16 protein-coding genes are annotated in these 19,452 nt (G+C 73.8%); 10 read left to right on the top strand and 6 right to left on the bottom strand.

The features are described from left to right. The first annotated feature begins 97 nt into the window (after positions 1-97). Together ITX44_RS04080 and ITX44_RS04075 are read left to right on the top strand one after the other, a co-directional pair. Positions 98-460, top strand: coding sequence for a DUF3817 domain-containing protein (locus ITX44_RS04080; RefSeq protein WP_205355588.1), 363 nt, complete (start codon positions 98-100; stop codon positions 458-460). Beyond that, positions 457-750: an MTH1187 family thiamine-binding protein gene (locus ITX44_RS04075; protein WP_205355587.1), complete on the top strand. Its 294-nt coding sequence runs from the start codon at positions 457-459 to the stop codon at positions 748-750. Before ITX44_RS04080 ends, ITX44_RS04075 begins: the two co-directional genes overlap by 4 nt. Before the next feature lie 4 nt (positions 751-754). On the opposite strand, the gene ITX44_RS04070 is transcribed toward ITX44_RS04075, so the two are convergent. Further along, positions 755-1,738 (bottom strand): ArsR/SmtB family transcription factor, encoded by a 984-nt coding sequence (locus ITX44_RS04070; RefSeq protein ID WP_205355586.1) that lies wholly within the window; start codon positions 1,736-1,738, stop codon positions 755-757. Positions 1,739-1,808: 70 nt separating this feature from the next. Here ITX44_RS04070 and ITX44_RS04065 point away from each other — a divergent pair, with 70 nt between their 5' ends. Then, positions 1,809-3,134: an MFS transporter gene (locus ITX44_RS04065; RefSeq protein WP_205355585.1), complete on the top strand. Its 1,326-nt coding sequence runs from the start codon at positions 1,809-1,811 to the stop codon at positions 3,132-3,134. Between the two features lie 55 nt (positions 3,135-3,189). Here the strand turns inward: ITX44_RS04065 and meaB are convergent, their stop codons facing one another. Together meaB and ITX44_RS04055 are read right to left on the bottom strand one after the other, a co-directional pair. Further along, positions 3,190-4,149, bottom strand: a complete 960-nt coding sequence (meaB, locus tag ITX44_RS04060) for a methylmalonyl Co-A mutase-associated GTPase MeaB (RefSeq protein ID WP_205355584.1) — start codon at positions 4,147-4,149, stop codon at positions 3,190-3,192. A gap of 50 nt (positions 4,150-4,199) precedes the next feature. Next, entirely contained in the window at positions 4,200-5,381 is a 1,182-nt protein-coding gene (locus ITX44_RS04055; protein ID WP_205355866.1) for an acetyl-CoA C-acetyltransferase, read from the bottom strand. 161 nt (positions 5,382-5,542) lie between these two features. On the opposite strand from ITX44_RS04055, the gene mce reads away from it, so the two are divergent. The 5 genes from mce to ITX44_RS04030 all read left to right on the top strand — a co-directional run bounded on the left by mce (position 5,543) and on the right by ITX44_RS04030 (position 12,924). After that, positions 5,543-6,037, top strand: coding sequence for a methylmalonyl-CoA epimerase (gene mce / locus ITX44_RS04050; RefSeq protein WP_236060015.1), 495 nt, complete (start codon positions 5,543-5,545; stop codon positions 6,035-6,037). 224 nt (positions 6,038-6,261) lie between these two features. Further along, positions 6,262-9,855 carry a polarized growth protein Scy gene (gene scy, locus ITX44_RS04045; RefSeq protein ID WP_205355583.1) on the top strand — a complete coding sequence of 1,198 codons (3,594 nt, stop codon included), beginning with the start codon at positions 6,262-6,264 and terminating at the stop codon, positions 9,853-9,855. Positions 9,856-9,958: 103 nt separating this feature from the next. Then, positions 9,959-10,894, top strand: coding sequence for a coiled-coil domain-containing protein (locus tag ITX44_RS04040; RefSeq protein ID WP_205355582.1), 936 nt, complete (start codon positions 9,959-9,961; stop codon positions 10,892-10,894). A 130-nt stretch (positions 10,895-11,024) separates the two neighbouring features. Next, the gene (locus tag ITX44_RS04035) at positions 11,025-12,149 is read left to right on the top strand and encodes an ABC transporter ATP-binding protein (protein WP_205355581.1); all 1,125 of its coding nucleotides are present in this window, start codon (positions 11,025-11,027) and stop codon (positions 12,147-12,149) included. Position 12,150: 1 nt separating this feature from the next. Further along, entirely contained in the window at positions 12,151-12,924 is a 774-nt protein-coding gene (locus ITX44_RS04030; protein WP_205355580.1) for an ABC transporter permease, read from the top strand. A gap of 20 nt (positions 12,925-12,944) precedes the next feature. Here the strand turns inward: ITX44_RS04030 and ITX44_RS04025 are convergent, their stop codons facing one another. After that, a complete protein-coding gene (locus tag ITX44_RS04025) occupies positions 12,945-13,268 on the bottom strand; it encodes an Rv1322 family protein (protein WP_205355579.1) in 324 nt (107 codons plus the stop codon). Positions 13,269-13,444: 176 nt separating this feature from the next. On the opposite strand from ITX44_RS04025, the gene ITX44_RS04020 reads away from it, so the two are divergent. Next, entirely contained in the window at positions 13,445-14,482 is a 1,038-nt protein-coding gene (locus tag ITX44_RS04020; protein WP_205355578.1) for an LLM class flavin-dependent oxidoreductase, read from the top strand. A gap of 101 nt (positions 14,483-14,583) precedes the next feature. On the opposite strand, the gene ITX44_RS04015 is transcribed toward ITX44_RS04020, so the two are convergent. After that, a complete protein-coding gene (locus tag ITX44_RS04015) occupies positions 14,584-14,976 on the bottom strand; it encodes an SCO5389 family protein (protein WP_205355577.1) in 393 nt (130 codons plus the stop codon). 222 nt (positions 14,977-15,198) lie between these two features. Here ITX44_RS04015 and nucS point away from each other — a divergent pair, with 222 nt between their 5' ends. Then, positions 15,199-15,861 carry an endonuclease NucS gene (gene nucS / locus ITX44_RS04010; RefSeq protein ID WP_205355576.1) on the top strand — a complete coding sequence of 221 codons (663 nt, stop codon included), beginning with the start codon at positions 15,199-15,201 and terminating at the stop codon, positions 15,859-15,861. 475 nt (positions 15,862-16,336) lie between these two features. On the opposite strand, the gene ITX44_RS04005 is transcribed toward nucS, so the two are convergent. Further along, positions 16,337-19,345, bottom strand: a complete 3,009-nt coding sequence (locus tag ITX44_RS04005; protein WP_205355575.1) for a superantigen-like protein SSL4 — start codon at positions 19,343-19,345, stop codon at positions 16,337-16,339. Between the last annotated feature and the right edge of the window lie 107 nt (positions 19,346-19,452).

The raw sequence follows: 19,452 nt of genomic DNA, 5'->3' as shown, positions 1-19,452 counted from the left end.
ATACGGTCCGGTGATAATGGAGGGGATCGTCTTGTGAAGCGAATCACAAGACTGCCCGAGATGTGCCCCGCCCCGTCGTACAGTCAGTGAGGTTGCCATGGACCTGAAGACCGCCAGCGCGCTGCGCCGGCTCCGTCTGGTCTCCGCTCCGGAGGCGGTGTCCTTCCTGATCCTGGGCGTGTGCTCGGTGCTCAAGCGGACCACCGACTTCAACGCCGTCCCGGTGATGGGCATGGTGCACGGCGTCCTGTTCCTGCTCTACGTGGCGTTCTGGGCGGACGCCTGGAACCGCGCGCGCTGGTCCAAGGGCACGGCGGCCTGGTACTTCGTGATGTCGGTCCTGCCCACCGGCGGCTTCTTCGCCGAGCGCCGGCTGCGCCGGGAGTCCGAGGAGCGGGTGGTCGCGGCCCGCGCGGCGGCCGGTGAGCCGGACGCGGCGGACCAGGTGAGCGCGGCATGATCGTCGCCTTCTCCGTCACCCCGCTCGGCGTGGGCGAGGACGTCGGCTCCTACGTGGCCGACGCCGTTCGGGTGGTGCGCGCGTCGGGGCTGCCGAACCGCACCGACGCGATGTTCACCTCGGTCGAGGGCGAGTGGGACGAGGTCATGGAGGTCGTCAAGCGCGCCGTGGCCGCGGTGGAGGCCCGTGCCCCGCGGGTGTCCCTGGTGCTCAAGGCGGACATCCGCCCGGGTGTCACGGACGGCCTGACCTCGAAGGTCGAGACGGTCGAACGGCACTTGGCGCAGTAGTCCGCTAGAGCAGTCCGCCGGTGGCGACCGCGATACCGAGGGCGGTGCGTTCGTAGAGGACCTGGTGGCCGTAGCGGCGGGAGACCAGCAGGCCGGCGTCGCGCAGCACGGCCAGGTGGGCCGAGACCGAGGACATGGCCATGCCGTGCCGGTGGGCGAGCGCGGTGGTGGTGGAGGGTGCCTCCAGGCCGGTGAGGATGGCCGCCCGACTCGACCCGAGCAGCCGGACCAGGGCGGTGGATGCGGCCGGCCCGGTCTGCGTCCACAGCCCGCCTATGCCGCGCGCCGGGTAGATGACGGTGGGCTGCCACGGCGGGTCGAAGGCGCTGCCGGCCTCGGGCCAGAAGAAGACGCTGGGCACCAGCACCAGCCCCTGGACGCCGGGTTCGGGCAGCGTGGTGTGCCCCTGGGCGGTCAACGCGCCCTCGGACCAGCGCAGTTTGGGGTGCAGCCCGGTGAACAGCCGCTGCATGCCGCCGTCGGCGAGCCGTCGGGCGTGATAAGCGACGTCCGCCTCCAGCACCGCGCGCAGCCGCGGCCAGTGCGGGGCCAGCAAGGCCGACCAGACCTTCTCGTACAGCCGGGCCAACTGGTGGGCGGCCGCTGCCGGATCGGCGAGCATCGCCCGGCCGCGGCGGCTGGTGGCGGCGCCCGGGGTCTGGGCGAGCGCGGCCTCGATCTGCCGGTACACGGTCTGCGGCGGGGTGGCGCGGATCGCGCCGAGTTCGTCCTCCAGGGCCGCCAACGGGCCCAGCGGGGACGGGTGCAGGAAATCCGGGCCCCAGCCGCCGTCCGGCGCCAGCAGCCACAGCGGCGCCAGGTCCAGACCCGCGGCCTGGCCGCGCACCTGACGCAGCCACGGCAGGTGGAAGCCGTGCCGGTCGGGGCGGGACAGGGTGCGCACCGCGCCCTGAGCCTCTCTCAGAGGTGATATCGCGAACCGGCAGCGCAGCAGATCCTCTGCGGCAAACCGCGTACGAAGCGACACCAGGCCCCCCAAGATTCGGCTGGATCCGAAAGACTACGACGAGTGGTGCTGCTGCCACCAGTGTGATGTCATGACAACGGACAGCGAGCACCCGCCACACGGTGGGCCACCCCCTTCGCCGGCCGGACCTCAGGACGCCCCCACCACCCCCGGGGACACGGCGGACAAAACGCAGGGCGCGGCGCAGGACGATGCCATCGGCTACTGCGCGGTGTTCGAGGTCCGGGAGTTCCGCCCGATCTTCGTGGCGCACGTGCTGTCCATGCTGGGCATCGTCTTCTGCGAAGTGGCGCTGGCGGTGCTGGTGTTCAAGGAGACCGGGTCGGCGCTGCTGACCGGTCTGATCTTCGCGCTGACCTTCCTGCCGTACGCCTTCAGCGGTGTGCTGCTGTCCGGTGTCTCCGACCGCTACCCGGCCCGCCGGGTGCTGGTGACCTGCGACCTGCTGTCGGCGGCGTGCGTGGCCGTGATGGCGGTGCCCGGCGCCCCGATCGCGGTGATCTTCGTGCTGCGCACGGTGGTCTCGATGATCTCGCCGCTGTTCATCGGGACCCGGGCGGCCAGCCTCGCCGACATCCTGCACGGGGACCGCTACATCCTGGGCCGCTCGCTGGTCCGGATCGTCACCCAGACCTCGCAGATCGCCGGGTACGGGCTCGGCGGCCTGGTGCTGGTGTGGCTGTCGCCGCGCGGCACCCTGTGGGTGACCGCCGGCACCTTCGTGGCCTCGGCGATGCTGCTGCGCTTCGGCACCGTGGACCGGCCGGCCCGGCGGACCGGCAACAGCACGCTGATGCGGGATTCGCTCGCCTCGGCCGGGCGGCTGCTGGCCCAGCCGCGGATCCGCGCGCTGCTGCTGATGTGGTGGGTGCCGCCGATGTTCTTCGTGGTCGCCGAGGGCGTCGCGGCGCCCTTCGCGAACCGGGTCGGCGCGGGCTCGCTCGGCTTCGGCCTGTTCCTGGCCGCGATGCCGGCCGGCACCGTGGCCGGCGAGATAGCGGCCGGCACGCTGCTGAAGACCGCGGGCCGGGACCGGGTCGCCGCGCCCCTGGCCTGCGTGTCGCTGCTGCCGATGGCGGCCTTCGTCGCCGACCCGCCGATGCCGGTGGCGATCGGGCTGATGCTGCTGACCGGGCTGTGCGCGGCCTACACGCTCGGCATGGACAAGTGGTTCGTGGACGCGGTCCCCGACGCTTTGCGCGGCCAGGCGATGTCCCTGATGGGCGCGGGCATCATGACCCTTCAGGGGGTGGGCATGACGGTGGGCGGCGCGATCGCCGACTGGGTGCCGCCGTACGCGGTGATCTGCGGCAGCGGGGTGCTGGGTACGGCCTCGGTGGTGGCGGTGGTGCGCTCGGTCAGGCGCTCGCGGACCGCGCTGGTGAGCGCGGCCTGACGCGCGCGTGCCCCGCCCGGTGGCGGGCGGGGCACGGACGGGACGGGGGGCCTCGCTACTTCTCGGTGAGGCCGGCGACGAGTTCGTCGGCCGCCGTGTACGGGTCCACGGCGCCCTCGGTGACGCGCTGGGCGAGGGCGTCGAGCCGGCGGTCGCCGTGCAGGTCGCCGATGCGGGAGCGCAGGGCGGTCAGCGCGATGTTCTCGATCTCGTGGGCGGCCCGCCGGCGGCGCCGCTCGACGAGCACGCCGTGCTCGTCCATCCAGGCGCGGTGCTTGTCCAGGGCCTCCACGACCTCGTCGACGCCCTCGGCGCGGGCGGCCACCGTCTTGACGATGGGCGGCCGCCAGGCGCCGGGGGTGCGGGACTCGCCGAGCGCGAGCATGTGGTTCAGCTCCCGGGCGGTGGCGTCGGCGCCGTCCCGGTCGGCCTTGTTGACCACGTAGACGTCGCCGATCTCCAGGATGCCGGCCTTGGCGGCCTGGATCCCGTCGCCCATGCCGGGGGCGAGCAGCACCACGGAGGTGTCGGCCTGGGCGGCGATCTCCACCTCGGACTGGCCGACGCCGACCGTCTCGACCAGGATCACCTCGCAGCCGGCCGCGTCCAGCACGCGGATGGCCTGCGGGGCGGCCCAGGCGAGCCCGCCGAGGTGGCCGCGGGTGGCCATGGAGCGGATGTAGACGCCCGGGTCGGAGGCGTGCTCGGACATCCGGACCCGGTCGCCGAGCAGGGCTCCGCCGGAGAACGGCGAGGACGGGTCCACCGCCAGCACCCCGACCCTGCGCCCGGCCTTGCGGTACGCGGTCACCAGCGCCGAGGTGGTGGTGGACTTGCCCACGCCGGGCGAGCCGGTCAGGCCCACCACGTACGCGCCGCCGGTCAGCGGGGCGAGCGCCGCCATCACCTCGCGCAACTGCGGGGACGCCCCCTCCACCAGCGAAATGAGCCGCGCCACCGCCCTCGGCCGGCCCTCCCGGGCCTGCTCCACCAGCGCGGAGACGTCCACCGCCATCGTTCCTCCTGTTGTGTGGCCTGTCCTGTGACGCCATTGCCGCCGTGGACTCAGGCGCTGGCCGCCGGGACGCGGATGATCAGGGCGTCGCCCTGGCCGCCGCCGCCGCACAGGGCCGCGGCGCCGGTGCCGCCGCCGCGTCGCTGGAGCTCCAGGGCCAGGTGCAGCACGATACGGGCTCCGGACATGCCGATGGGGTGCCCCAGGGCAATCGCACCGCCGTTCACGTTCACCTTTTCGGGGGTCACGCCGAGGTCCTTCATGGACTGGACGGCGACCGCGGCGAAGGCCTCGTTGATCTCGATGAGGTCGAGGTCGGCGACGGTCATCCCGGCCTTGCCCAGGGCGTGGTTGATCGCGTTGGACGGCTGGGACTGGAGCGAGTTGTCCGGGCCGGCCACGTTGCCGTGGGCGCCGATCTCGGCGAGCCATTCCAGGCCGAGCTCCTCCGCCTTCTCCCGGCTCATCACGACCACCGCGGCGGCGCCGTCGGAGATCTGCGAGGCGGTGCCGGCGGTGATGGTGCCGCCCTCGGCGAAGGCGGGTCGCAGCCGGCCCAGCGACTCGGCGGTGGTCTCCGGGCGGATGCCCTCGTCGTGCGCGAAGACCACCGGCTCGCCCTTGCGCTGCGGGATCTCCACCGGCACGATCTCGGCCTCGAACAGCCCGTTCTTCTGGGCGGCGGCGGCCCGCTGGTGGGACAGCGCGCCGAACTCGTCCTGCGGGGCCCGCTCGATGCCCAGACGGGTGTTGTGCCGCTCGGTGGACTCGCCCATGGCGATGTTCTCGAAGGAGTCGGTCAGGCCGTCGTGCGCCATGGCGTCGAGCACCTCGATCGCGCCGTACTTCCAGCCCTCGCGGGAGCCGGGCAGCAGGTGCGGGGCGTTGGTCATGGACTCCTGGCCGCCGGCCACCACGATGTCGAACTCGCCGGCCCGGATGAGCTGGTCGGCCAGCGCGATCGCGTCGAGCCCGGACAGGCACACCTTGTTGATCGTGAGTGCCGGCACCGACATCGGGATGCCGGCCTTGACGGCGGCCTGGCGGGCGGGGATCTGGCCGGCGCCGGCCTGCAGCACCTGGCCCATGATCACGTACTGCACCTGGTCGCCGGTGACGCCGGCCCGCTCCAGGGCGGCCTTGACGGCGATCCCGCCGAGGTCGGCCCCGGAGAAGCCGCGCAGGCTGCCGAGCAGCCGGCCCATCGGGGTACGGGCACCTGCGACGATCACTGAGCTGCGTGCCTGGCTGGTCATGGCGCGGCCCCTTCTGGCGAAGAGAGGTTAACGAGGGTTATCGTCAATGTACTCAGCGGTAATGGCCGGGTCACGATTCGAAACGTGTGACGGCGCGCACGTTGCGTCACCATGACGCGCTGCGATGGACTGTGCCCATGCTGACTCGGATCGACCACATCGGGATCGCCTGTCACGACCTCGACGCGACCGTCGAGTTCTACCGTGCCACGTACGGCTTCGAGGTGTTCCACAGCGAAGTCAACGAGGAGCAGGGCGTTCGCGAGGCCATGCTCAAGATCAACGAGACGTCCGACGGCGGCGCCTCGTACCTCCAGCTCCTGGAACCGACCCGGGAGGACTCCGCGGTCGGCAAATGGCTGGCCAAGAACGGCGAGGGCGTGCACCACATCGCCTTCGGCACCAAGGACGTGGACGCCGACTCGGCCGCGATCCGCGACAAGGGCGTGCGGGTGCTCTACGACGAGCCCCGGCGCGGTTCGATGGAGTCCAGGATCACCTTCCTGCACCCCAAGGACTGTCACGGAGTGCTCACCGAGCTGGTGACCTCGGCCAAGGACCAGGGCAACTCCGGCGCCGGCCACGGCCCGGACGACACCCATGGGTCCACCACGGACCACTCGGACCACTGACCCCCGACCGGCCCGGCCCGGTAGAGTTACCGGGCCGACCGGGGTGGGCGGCCGAGGCGCTGCAGGGCTCAGGCGCCTGGGTACGCTCCCGCTCCGCGACGTTGATCTGACACCATTCCCCGTAGAACTTCTGCCGGAGCCCTTCGGCTCGGCCGAAGCGACAGGGGACGGGAATCTCACCCGGTTGGCGGGTGAGGACGCCAGGAGACGGATGGGACCGCGGAGTGCGGGGCAACGACAGCTACCGGGCTAGTGACAGCTACCGGGCTGACGACCACCTCTCGCTGCTCGAAGCCGAGATGGAACGGCTGAGGACCGAGCGGGGCAAGGCCGTCGACCACGCCGACGACCTGGGGTACCAGGTCGAGGTGCTGCGCGCCAAGCTGCACGAGGCGCGCCGCAACCTGGCCGCCCGCCCCGCGTACGACAACCTCGGTCATCAGGCCGACCAGCTCCTGCGCAACGCCCAGATCCAGGCCGACCAGCTGCGCGCCGAGGCCGAGCGGGAGCTGCGCGAGGCCCGCGCCCAGACCCAGCGGCTGCTCCAGGAGCAGGCCGAGCACCAGGCCCGGTTCGAGGCCGAGTGGCACGCCGAGGCGATCGCCCGGCGCCGCGCGCTGGACGAGGAGCTGGCCGAGCGCCGCGCCACCGTCGAGACCCACGTCAACGAGAACGTGGCCTGGGCCGAGCAGCTGCGGGCCCGGACCGAGTCCCAGGCCCGGCGGCTGCTGGAGGAGTCCCGCGCGGAGGCCGAGGCGGCGCTGAACGCCGCCCGCGCCGAGGCCACCCGGGTCGCCGACCAGACCAGCCAGCGGCTGACCGCCGAGGCGCAGGCCGCCCGGACCGACGCCGAGCAGGTGCTGCGGCGGGCCCGGGCGGACGCCGAGCGGCTGCTGACCGCCGCGTCCGCGCAGGCCCAGGAGGCCACCACCGAGGCCGAGCAGCTGCGCACCAGCAGCCGCAGCGAGTCCGACGACGCCCGGGTCCGGGCCGCGGAGCTGTCCCGGCTGGCCGAGGAGCGGATCCGGGAGGCCGACGAGGCGCTGCGTACCGCCCGCGCGGAGGCCGACCGGCTGCGCGAGGAGGCCGCCGCGGGCGCCGCCAAGCGGCTGGCGCTGGCCGAGACCGAGAACGAGCAGCGCACCCGTACCGCCAGGGCCGAGATCGCGCGGATGGTCGCCGAGGCGACCAAGGAGGCGGACGCGGCCAAGGCGGAGGCCGAGCAGGCCGTCGCCGACGCCCGCGCCGAGGCCGACCGGCTGGCGGCCGAGACCACCGAGGCGGCCCGGGCCGCGGCCTCCGAGGACGCGGCGGCGCAGCTCGCACAGGCCGCCCGCTCGGCCGAGGAGATCCTGACCAAGGCCTCGGAGGACGCGCAGTCCACCACCAAGGCCGCCGCGGAGGAGGCCGAGCGGATCCGCCGGGAGGCCGAGGCGGAGGCCGAGCGGCTGCGCGCGGAGGCCGAGGAGTCGGCGCAGGAGCTGCGCGGCGCCGCCCAGGACGACACCGCCGAGTACCGGGCCCGCACCGTCGAGCTCCAGGAGGAGGCCCGCCGGCTGCGCGGCGAGGCCGAGCAGCTGCGGTCCGAGGCGGTCGCCGAGGGCGAGCGGATCCGCGGCGAAGCCCGCCGCGAGGCGGTCCAGCAGATCGAGGAGGCCGCGCGCAAGGCCGAGGAGCTGCTGGCCAAGGCGAAGGCGGACGGCGACGAGGTACGCCAGGGCGCGGCCGGCGAGGCCGACCGGATGCGCACCGAGTCCGTCGAGCGGGCCTCCGCGCTCCAGCTCAAGGCCGAGGAGGCGCTGCGCAGCGCCCGCGCCGACGCCGAGGAGATGCGGGCCGAGGCCGAGCGGCAGGCGGTGGCGGTCACCGAGGACGCCGACCGGGCCGCCGCCGAGCAGCGGGCCGACAGCGAGGCCGCGGCCGCCCGGCTGCGGGCCGAGACCGAGGCGGACCTGGTCCGGCTGCGGGGCGAGGCCGAGGCCCGCCTGACGTCGGCCGAGCAGCACCTGCGGGAGGCCACGGACGAGGCCGACCGGATCCGGATGGAGGCCGCCGAGGAGGCCGACCGGCTGCGCCAGGAGACCGCCGAGCGGATCCGTACGCTGCTGGACCAGGCCGAGTCCGAGGCCGTACGGCTGCGCAACGAGGCCGCCGCGGACGCCGCGCAGACCCGCGCGGAGAGCGAGGCCGTCGCCGTACGCCTGCAGGCCGAGGCGACCGCGGAGGCCGAGCAGCGCCGCACCGACGCGCAGGAGACCGCCGACCGGCTGCGGGCCGAGGCCGCCGCCGCGGCCGACCGGATCGCGGTGGAGGCCGCCGAGACGCTGGCCGCCGCCCAGGAGGAGGCCGCCCGCCGCCGGCGCGAGGCCGAGGAGCTGCTCACCGCCGCCCGGGCCGAGGCCGAGCAGGAGCGGTTCGGGGCGCACCAGGAGAGCGAGGAGCTGCTGGCCGCCGCCCGCCGCCGGGTGGAGGACGCGGCGGTGGAGGCCGACCGGCTGGCCGCCGAGGCCGAGCAGCGGGCCGGCGACCTGATCGCGGGCGCCGAGCTGACCGCGCACCAGGTGCGGGACTCGGTCTCGGGGCTGCGCCAGGAGGCCGAGGAGGAGATCGCCGGGCTGCGCTCGGCCGCCGAGCACGCCGCGCAGCAGTTGCGGGCCGACGCCCAGGGCGAGGCCGACCGGATGCACGCGGACGCCAACGCGGAGCGGGACCGGGCCGCGCAGGACGCCGCCCGGGTGCGCCGGGAGAGCCAGGAGGAGGCCGAGGCGGCCCGTCAGCTCGCCGACCGTACGGTGGGCGAGGCGATCGAGGACTCCGACCGGCTGCGGGCCGAGGCCCGGGACGACGCCAACCGGATGCGCGCCGACGCGGCGAACCAGGCCGATCAGCTGGTGGCCAAGGCCCGCGAGGAGGCCGAGCGGCTCGGCGCGCGGGCCCGGGCGACGCTGGAGGCGGCCGACAACGAGGCCGAGCAGTCACGTCAGCGGTCCCAGCGGATCCTGGACGACGCCCGGGAGGCCGCCAACAAGCGCCGCAGCGAGGCCGCCGAGCAGGCCGACGAGCTGATCGGCGAGGCGCAGACCGAGGCGGTGCGCACCCAGGCGGCGGCCGAGGAGCAGGCCGACGCCATGGTGGGCGCCGCGCGCGCCGAGGCCGACCGGCTGCTCACCGAGGCGACCATGGACGCCAACGGGCTGGTGGAGAAGGCCCGGACGGACGCCGATACGCTGCTGGCCGAGGCGCGTCACGACGCGACCTCGATCCGGGAACGTTCCGAGGACCTGCGCGTGCGCGTGGAGTCCGAGGTCGAGGAACTGCACCAGCGGGCCCGCAAGGAGGCCGCGGAGGCGATGAAGTCGGTGGGCGAGCGGGTCGACAAGCTGGTGGCCGCCGCGACCGAGCAACTCGCCGAGGCGCAGGCCAAGGCACAGGAGATCAAGACCACGGCCACCTCGGAGGCGAGCAAGGTCCGTATCGCCGCCGTGAAGAAGGTCGAGGGGCTGCTGAAGGAGGCGGAGCAGAAGAAGGCGGAGGCCGAGCGCGAGGCGGAACGGGTCAAGGGGGAGGCACGGGCCGAGGCCGAACGCGTCGTGGCCGAAGGCAGACGAGAACTGGAGACCCTGGCGCGCCGCAGAGAGGACATCAACGCGGAGATCTCCCGGGTCCAGGACGTACTGGAAGCGCTGGAGTCGTTCGAGGCGCCCAAGTCGTTCGACACCCCGGCCGCCGGCGACCGCAAGAGCACGGTCGCCGCAGGTGCGGGCGCGGGTGGGACGCGGACGGGCGGCAAGCGCATCGACGACGCCCCACTCGATTGAGCGGACGGATTTCGTACCCAATCCGCAATGGCCCGGTGACACGCCGTCCGGGCCCCCTAGGATTCCCCCTATCACCTCACCGGTCTGAATCGACAGGAACCTCATGAGCGACACTTCCTCCCCCTTCGGCTTCGAGCTCGTGCGGCGCGGATACGACCGCGGACAGGTGGACGACCGCATCACCAAGCTCGTCGCCGACCGTGACAGCGCCCTGACGAGGATCACCGCGCTGGAGAAGCGCATCGAGGAACTGCACCTCGAAACCCAGAACGCCCAGGCAGTGGTCAACGACGCGGAGCCGTCCTACGCCGGTCTCGGCGCGCGCGTGGAGAAGATCCTGCGCCTCGCCGAGGAAGAGGCGAAGGACCTGCGCGAGGAGGCCCGCCGGTCCGCCGAGCAGCACCGCGAGCTGGCCGAGTCCGCGGCCGCGCAGGTGCGCAGCGACGCCGAGGCGTACTCCGCGGACCGCAAGGCCAAGGGTGAGGAGGAGGCCGGGCGGATCGTCGAGAAGGCGAAGGGCGACGCGGGCCAGCTCCGGGCGGAGGCGCAGAAGGACGCGCAGGCCAAGCGCGAGGAGGCCGACGCGCTGTTCGAGGAGACGCGGGCCAAGGCGGCGCAGGCGGCCGCGGACTTCGAGACCAACCTGGCCAAGCGGCGCGAGCAGTCCGAGCGGGACCTGGCGTCCCGTCAGGCCAAGGCGGAGAAGCGGCTGGCGGAGATCGAGCACCGCGCCGAGCAGCTCCGCCTGGAGGCGGAGAAGCTGCGCACCGACGCCGAGCGCCGTGCCCGCCAGACCGTGGAGACCGCGCAGCGCCAGTCCGAGGACATCGTGGCGGACGCGAACGCCAAGGCCGACCGGATCCGCAGCGAGTCCGAGCGCGAGCTGGCGGCGCTCACCAACCGCCGCGACAGCATCAACGCGCAGCTGACCAACGTGCGCGAGATGCTGGCCACGCTCACCGGTGCCGCGGTCGCGGCGGTCGCCCCCGCGGACGACGAGCCGATCTCCCGCGGCGTCCCGGCCCAGCAGTCCCGCTGACGCCGACCGGCGCCCGCCGGCCGGCCCCGCTCAGCACGCCGGCCGGGTTGCGCCCGGTGTTCGTGCGGAATTCGCGGAACCCCCGTCCCGTCCCGGGCGGGGGTTCCGCCACGTTGCTAGCCTCGGCCTCATGATTGAGTTGCAGGGGCTCACCAAGCGGTACGGGGACAAGACCGCTGTCGACCATCTGACCTTCACCGTGCGCCCCGGCGTGGTGACCGGATTCCTGGGCCCGAACGGCGCGGGCAAATCCACGACGATGCGCATGGTGCTCGGCCTGGACCGGCCGAGCGGCGGTGACGTGCGGATCGACGGCAGGCACTACGCGCAGCTCAGCGAACCGCTGAAGTACATCGGCGCGCTGCTGGACGCCAAGGACGTGCACGGCGGGCGCAGCGCGTACGACCACCTGCTGTGCCTGGCGCAGGCCAACCGGATCCCGCGCCGCCGGGTGGACGAGGTGCTGGAGACCGTGGGCCTGACCGCGGTGGCCAGGAAGCGGTCCAAGGGCTTCTCGCTGGGCATGGGCCAGCGCCTGGGCATCGCGGGCGCGCTGCTCGGCGACCCGGAGATCCTGATGTTCGACGAGCCGGTCAACGGGCTGGACCCGGAGGGCATCCGCTGGATCCGCAACCTGATGAAGGGGCTCGCCGCGCAGGGCCGCACCGTCTTCGTCTCCAGTCACCTGATGAGCGAAATGGCGCTGACCGCAGAGCACTTGATCGTCATCGGCCGCGGCAGGCTGCTCGCGGACACCTCGATGGCGCAGTTCATCGCGCAGAACTCCCGCGCCTTCGTACGGATCCGCACCCCGCAGGTGGAGCGGATGAAGGACGTGCTGACCGCCGCCGGGCACATCCCGGTGCAGACCGGCGACGGATCGTACGAGGTGGCGGACGTGGAACCGGCCACGATCGGCGAACTGGCCGCGCAGCACCAGCTCGTGCTGCACGAGCTGAGCCCGCAGCGGGCCTCCCTGGAGGACGCGTTCATGCGGCTGACCGCGGACTCGGTGGAGTACCACGCCGGCGCCGTGCCGCCCGGCGGCCCGGCTCTGCCGCCCGGGCAGCCGCCGGTGCCGGCCGCGCCTGGATCGCCGTACGGTCCGCCGCAGCAGTCCGGGCAGCCGGTGCCGCCCGGGCAGCCGCCGTACGCTCCCCCGCAGGGCCAGCAGACCCCGCCCGCAGAAGGCCAGGGGCAGCCCCAGTGGGGTGCCCAGTGGCGCAACAACCCGCGTTCCGGAAAGAGGCGCTGACATGGCCGCTCCCGCCGCCGTCCTGCAGTCGGAGTGGACCAAGATCCGTTCCGTTCGGTCCACCGTGTGGACCCTCGCCCTGGCCTTCCTGGTCACCGCGGCCCTCGGCGCGGTGATCTGCCTGGTGTTCAACAACACCTGGAGCAGCCTGAGCAGCTCGGACCAGCTCACCTTCGACGCCACCCGGACCAGCTTCTTCGGCATGAACCTGGGCCAGCTCGCGCTGATCGTCTTCGGGGTGCTGGTGATCTCCAGCGAGTACAGCACGGGCATGATCCGTACCTCGCTGGCCGCCGTGCCGCAGCGCGGCACCTTCTACGCCGCCAAGGTCGCGGTGGCCGGCCTGCTGGCGCTGGTGGTCGGCATGGCCACCAGCTTCATCACCTTCTTCGTCGGCCAGTCGCTGCTGGGCTCGCACAAGGCGCACATCGGTGACCCCGGGGTCTTCCGCGCGGTCTTCGGCGCCGGCCTGTACATGACGCTGCTGGTGCTGCTGTGCGTGGGCGCGGCGGCGATGCTGCGCAGCCCGATGCTGGGCCTGGGCATCCTGATGCCGTTCTTCTTCCTGATCTCGCCGATCCTGTCGGCGGTGCCCAAGGTCAAGAACGTGGCCCGCTACTTCCCGGACCGGGCCGGCCAGAAGATCATGGAAGTGGTGCCGTCCAGCGACACCCAGACCCCGTACGGGCCCTGGACCGGCATCCTCATCATGGCCGTGTGGGTGGCCGCCGCCCTGGTCGGCGGCTATCTGGTGCTCAAGGAACGGGACGCCTGAGCCGGCGCCGCCGCGCGGCGTCAGTAGCGGGGGGCGTTACGGGACCGCTGGACCTTACGGGTCCGGCGGTCCTTCGCCTGCCAGCAGGCCCGGTGCCAGTGCCGCCGGTCGTCCAGGCCCTGGTACTCGCGCCAGGCGACCACGTGCGCGACGCCGGGCGGGATCTCCTGGTCGCAGCCCGGGCAGCGGTAGAACTTCGTGGAGGCGCTGCCCGCGATGGGCCGCACCACCCACTCCTCCCCCTGCCATTCCTCCCGGGCGCCGCCGCCGAAGCCCGATTCGCGCTCGTCCTCGTGGTCGTCGGCGCGGCGCGGGCCGCTGGGCCGGTTCCGTCGCGGTGACACGCCCGCACCTCGCTTCCCTCTCGCGGCTTGCCGCGTCGCCTCGGGTCCTGCAGTCGGTTCTTTCCAGCGTACGCGCTGTGACCGGCCGGGTCCGTACCCGCGGTACTCCTCGCGTTTGCCGAAAGCCGTGCCTTTGGCACGTGCCAGGCGTTAGATGGTCAAGGAGGGAGGATGCTATGCGAGTTGGGACGTTCGTCCTGGCGGCTCAGTTCCCCGGCCAGGCCCAGGCCGAGCCGCTGCACCGGGCGATACGCACCACCGAAGCGGCCGAGCGGGCGGGGCTGGACGCGGTGTGGCTGGCGGAACACCATTTCGTGCCCTACGGCGTCTGTCCGTCGGCCATCACCCTGGCGGGTGTCCTCCTGGGCCGCACCTCGCGGATCGGGGTCGGCACCGCGGTGAGCGTGCTGCCCACCGCGCATCCGGTGGCACTGGGCGAGCAGTCCGCCCTGCTGCACCTGGTCTCCGGCGGGCGGTTCACGCTCGGCGTCGGGCGCGGCGGCCCCTGGGTGGACCTGGAGGTCTTCGGCGCGGGCATCGCGGCCTACGAGAGCGGCTTCCCGGAGTCCCTCGACCTGCTGATGCGCTGGCTGCGGGAGCCGGCGGTGGCCGCCGACGGCCCGCGGTACGCCTTCCCCGAGGTGCCGGTGGTGCCGCGGCCGGACGAGCCGGGCCCGGACGCCGACGACGACGGCGGTCCGCCGGTCGTGGTGGCGTGCACCTCGCCGGGGTCGGTCCGGCTGGCGGCCGAGCGGGGCCTGCCGATGCTGCTCGGGATGCACGCCGGGGACGAGGAGAAGGCCGAGATGGTGGGGCTGTGGCGGTCCTGCGCGCTGGCCGCCGGGCACCGACCCGACGCGGTCGCGACGGCCGGCCACGTGTCCGTCGGGGTGGTCCAGATCGAGGACTCCCGTACGGACGCCGCCGAGACCCTGCTCAAGGCGATGCCCGGCTGGTTCCAGCAGGGCCTGGCGGCGCACCGTACGTACGACGGCAGTCCGCGCACGATGCGCGATCCCGTCGGCTACACCGAACTGCTGTGCTCACTCCACCCGGTGGGCCCGCCACGGCTGTGCGCGGACCGGCTGGCCGCGACCGCCGAGCGGACCGGGATCACCCGGTTCGCCCTGCTCGCGGAGGGCTCCGGCGATCTGGCCGCCACCCTGGCGAACGTGGCCCGCCTCGGCAGCGACGTACTCCCAGAACTGGCCTGAATACGTGGTGACGGGCCAGTTGCGGGAGCACGCCCTGTTGTGCCGGGGCCAGCTGATCGTTTAGGGCGCCGGCGGCACCGAGGCGGACCCGCGCCGGCGGATCAGCAGTCCCGCAGTTCCGGCGACTGGTTCAGCACCTGCGAGCGCACCGACGTGTAGTCGGCCAGGCTCCGGTCGGCCGCCGCATCGAGCGGGAAGACCGCCACCCGGTGGCAGTTCTGGAAGGCCAGCCGTACCCCGAAGTGGCGCTGGAGCGCGCCACGGATCGCGTCGCTCGCCAGCGCCCGCAGCAGCTGCCCGCGCTCCTTCTCACTCGGCGGCGGCACCTGGTTGTCGGCGAACTCACCCCCGTCGACCTCGAGCTGAGCCACCAGCGAGCTGATCATTTCCCACGCGTAAGGGAGGGACGTCCGGACGCAGTCGACGAACTCCTGCTCGTCGACTTCGCCTCGTTCGGCCTGTTCGAGCAGCGCCGGGGAGACGTCGAGCGACATGGGTACTCCTCTCATGACCCAGCCGTGCGGTGGCAGGGCCAGCTGGCGCCCCCAGCCCGGGAGGGGGTGGGGGACGACGAATGCCGGGAGCCTCCGGTGCCTGCGGTACGGCGGCTCCGGGGGCCTCAACCGTAGGGGCCCGCGGCGCGGCGGCACCAGGCGGGGAGGCCCACAACCAGCCAACTTTCCGGCGCCGGGCGCGGGCGGGTAGCGTTGCGCTCCATGCGTCTCGTGATCGCCCGCTGCTCCGTCGACTACGCGGGCCGGCTCTCGGCTCATCTGCCCTCCGCCACCCGGTTGCTGTTGATCAAGGCGGACGGGAGTGTGTCGGTGCACGCCGACGACCGTGCCTACAAGCCGCTCAACTGGATGTCCCCGCCGTGCGCCCTCAAGGAGGGCGAGGACGGGATCTGGACGGTCACCAACAAGGGCGGGGAGCAGCTCATCATCACCGTCGAGGAGATACTGCACGACTCCTCGCACGAGCTCGGGGTGGACCCCGGGCTGATCAAGGACGGCGTCGAGGCGCACCTCCAGGAGCTCCTCGCGGACCGGATCGAGGTGCTCGGTGAGGGCTGGTCCCTGGTCCGGCGCGAGTACCCCACCGCGATCGGGCCGGTGGACATCCTCTGCCGCGACGCCGGCGGCGGCACGGTGGCCGTCGAGATCAAGCGGCGCGGTGAGATCGACGGGGTCGAGCAGCTGACCCGCTACCTCGATCTGCTCAACCGGGACCCCCTGCTCGCCCCTGTCCGGGGGATTTTCGCGGCCCAGGAGATCAAGCCGCAGGCGCGGGTTCTGGCCACCGACCGCGGGATCGACTGCGTCACGCTTGATTACGACGCGCTGCGGGGCATCGAGGATCAGAAGCTGCGCCTCTTCTGAGGGTGAGCCGGGGAGGGCTCGGCTCCTCGAAGTGCGCCTGCTTCTTTCGGGGTTGGGCCCTTTGTGAGGTGCCTGCTTCTTGAAGGGTGCGGCTCGTGGGCTGAGTTTGTTTGGGCACCGCCGGGCCGCGGCGTCTGGGCTGAGCGCCGTCGCGGCGGACTTGGGGGGCGTGGCCGCCCCCCAAGGGCCCCTGCACCTTGCTGGGTTCAGCCTCGCCGGCTGAGTTTGTTTTGGCACCGCCGGGTCGCGCCGTCTCGGCTCAGCGCCGTCGCGGCGGACTTGGGGGGCGTGGCCGCCCCCCAAGGGCCCCTGCACCTTGCTGGGTTCGGCCTCGTCGGCTGAGTTTGTTTTGGCACCGCCGGGTCGCGCCGTCTCGGCTGAGCGCCGTCGCGGCGGACTTGGGGGGAGGCCGGCGCTCCCCCCAAGGGCCCCCTTCTGCCCGGGTTCCGGTCGGTGGCTGAGATGGGTGCTCAGCTCAGGGCGTCGTGGTGCCGCCGGAGGTCGTGCCGGTGGTCGTACCGCCGTCGGTCGGGGTGCCGGTGGAGCCGGTGGAGGTGCCGCCGTCGGTGGGGCTGCCCGTCGTGCCGGTGGAGGTGCCGCCCGAGGTCGGGGAGCCGCCGGTGGATCCGCCGGTCGTGGAGCCGGTGGACGTTCCCCCGGTGGTCGTCGTGCCTCCGGACGTTCCCGTCGAGGTGCCGCCGGATGTGGTCGGACCGCCGGACGTGCCGCCGGCTGTGGTACCACCGCTCGCCGTACCTCCGGTCGTACCGCCCGACGTGCCGTGTCCTCCCGTGCCACCGGTTGTGGAAGTGCCACCGCTGCCGGAGCCACCGCTGGTGCCGCCGGCAGGCGGACGGCTGGAGGCCGGGGCCGAAGGAGTGTCGGGCGGAGTCGACAGGCCGCCGTCCGTCAGCGTAGAAGCCGGGGACGCGGACGTCGTGGAGGGCGACCCCGAAGGCGAAGCTGACGTCGAAGCCGTCGTCGGGGGCGGGGAGGCCGTGGTCGCGTCCTCGGGGGGAGCCGTGGTGGTGTCGGGAGCGTCCTGTTGGACGGATTCGATGGGTTTGACCTGGTTGGGGGTGTCGGAGGAGCTGTTGGAGGTCGCGCCGAGGGTGACGATCGTGCCGAGGACGCCGGCCAGGACGACACCCGTGCCGGCCGCGACGAGGTTGCGGCGGGAGGCGAGGAGGGCGAGGCGGCCCGGGGGTGTGGCGTGGGCGGGGGCCTGGGCGTGGGGCCGCGGGGAGATGAGGGCGACCGGGGGGACCGGCTCGGGGAGGAACAGGGTGGTCTCGGCCGGAGCGGCGGCGGGGGCTGCTTCGAGGGCGAGCAGGGGCTCGGGCGCCGGGAGGGCCTGCGGGGCCACGTCGTTGACGAGGGCGAGGGTGCGGCGGCCGACCACGGAGCCCTGGCGGTCGGCGAGGGCACCCCGGAGCGCTATGGACGCCTCCAGTTCGGCCCGGGCCCGGTCGTGGTTGCCGGTGCACAGCGCGAGCACGCCGAGTTCGTGGTGGAAGTACGCCTCCTCCGCGACCTCGCCGGACAGCCGCGCGGCCTCCTGGCCGATCCGCAGCGCCCGCTCCCAGGCCCCCCAGTGCAGCGCGACGGCGAAGACCGGCGCCACCGTACGGGCCAGCAGCACGGCCGCGCTGGCGTTCCCGCCGTCCCGGCAGGCCGCCAGGGCCGCGATGATCGCCTCGGCCTCGAGGGCGACCCGCTCGGCGGCGACCGAGGGGTGCCCGGCCCACCAGGAGTAGTGCAGGGCCGCGCTGTGCGCCTGGACCTCGGTGAGTTCGCCGTCGGCGGCCAGGGCCGCGGCGAGCTGCGGGACGATGCCGGCGGCCAGCCGGTAGTGGGAGGCGACGGGCACCGCGAGCCCGACGGCGGTGAGCTCGCCGAGAGCCGCGTCGCCGTGGGTGTCCCCGACGAGCGCGGGCAGGTGGGAGGGGTGCGGGCACTCGCCGTCGAGGGCGACGGCGAAGGCCAGTGCCTCGCGTGCGGACTCGCCGAGCCGGGAAGCCAGCAGGACCGCGGGGGCGGCGCTCTCCGCGAGCGAGGGCAGCGGCACGTCGGCGGCCGGCAGCGGGGGCGCAGTGGGCGGGGCGAGCGGCTGGGCGTCCTGCGGGTCGTCGAAGCCGGTCAGGTCGGGTATGGGGGGCACGCCCGCGGCGGGCGTGCCGTTCTCCCAGACCGAGTCGTCGAAGTCCGGCTCGGCCGGGGCGCGCAGCGCGTCCCGCTGCCGCAGCAGGGCGCCGGCCTGGACGAAGCGCAGCGGCAGCCCCTCGGACTCGAACCAGAGGTCGGCGGCCCAGGCCCGCTCGTCCTCGGCCAGCGGCCGGCCCGCGGCGAGTTGCAGCAGGTCCACGCAGGCCGGGCGGCTGAGCCCGGGCAGGAAGACCTCCTCGATCCCCGACTCGGCGGCCGGGGCCGGCACGTCGGGGGTGGCCGACATCAGGAAGGCGCACTCGGGCAGGGTGGCGAGCACTTCCTCCAGGGCGGCGGCGCCGAACTCCAGGTCGTCCACCACGACCACCGCGCCGACCTCGCGCAGCAGCGCGGGCAGTTCGGCCCGGCCGGGGCGGTAGCCGTCGCCGCCGTAGACGACGGTGTAGAGCTCCTGGAGCAGGTCGGCGGGGCTGCGCCGGTAGCCGGAGAGCCACAGCACGCCGTCCGGCGCGAGGTCGTCGCAGGCGCCCGCGACGGCTTCCAGGACGGCGGTGCGGCCGGCGCCGGACGGGCCGGTGACCCGGACCGAACGGCCCCTGGCCAGCAGGCGGGTGAGCCGCTCGCGCTCCTCTTCCCGTTCCAGCAGCGGCAGTTCGGTGGTGGGCGGGCCGGGCGGGGGCGCGGGGCGCGCCGCGGCGATCCGGGCGGCGCGGTCCTGCGGGGTACGACGCTGCGGCTCGGGGCGCTGCTCGGGCGGGCAGGCGACGATCTCGGTGCCGTCGATCGGATTGAGCGTCAGCAGGTACTCCCCCGCGACCACCCGGCGGGCCCGGGCGCTGCCTGCGCCCGGCGTGCTGCCGAGGTCGGGCACCAGCGGGTCGCGCGGCGGCCGCTGCGTCACCTTGGGCAGCGGCGCGGTGCTGTCGAACAGGGACGCGGCCTCCGGCGGCGGGGCGTCGGCGGCGCCGGGCAGCGCGATCGGCGACAGCGAGGCGGGTGGCAGTGCGGCCCGCACCCGGCCGGTGCCGAACGCGTCGAAGGAGTCGGCGTCCTCGGAGCCGTCGCCCGAGCCGAGCGGCCCGAAAGCGGAACTCGGGCCCAGCGCGCCCGCGGAGGTGTCGCGAACGGGCAGGCTGTGGTTTCCCGTCGTGCTCCCGGTCGTGCTCCCCGAAGCGCTGCCGGCCGGGTTACCCGTGGTGTTCCCCGCGGTGCTTCCGGGGGTGTTGCCCGTCGCGCGCCCGGTGCCGAACGCGTCGAAGTGCTCGGTCTCTTCCTGCCCCGGCCGCCGCTGGTCCGGCTCGCCGGTGTGCTGATCCATCTCGTACGCCCCCCAGGTGCGTCACGGCTTGCGTCACATTTGGGGGCCTCCCCGGACCGGCAGGACCGGCCGGAACCCGCGCGCACAAACTCTATTGGTTCGCGCCG

The organism is Actinacidiphila acididurans, from assembly GCF_016918855.1.
In the GTDB taxonomy this organism is placed as follows: Bacteria; Actinomycetota; Actinomycetes; order Streptomycetales; family Streptomycetaceae; genus Actinacidiphila; species Actinacidiphila acididurans.
This window is presented reverse-complemented; position numbering and strand designations above follow the sequence as displayed.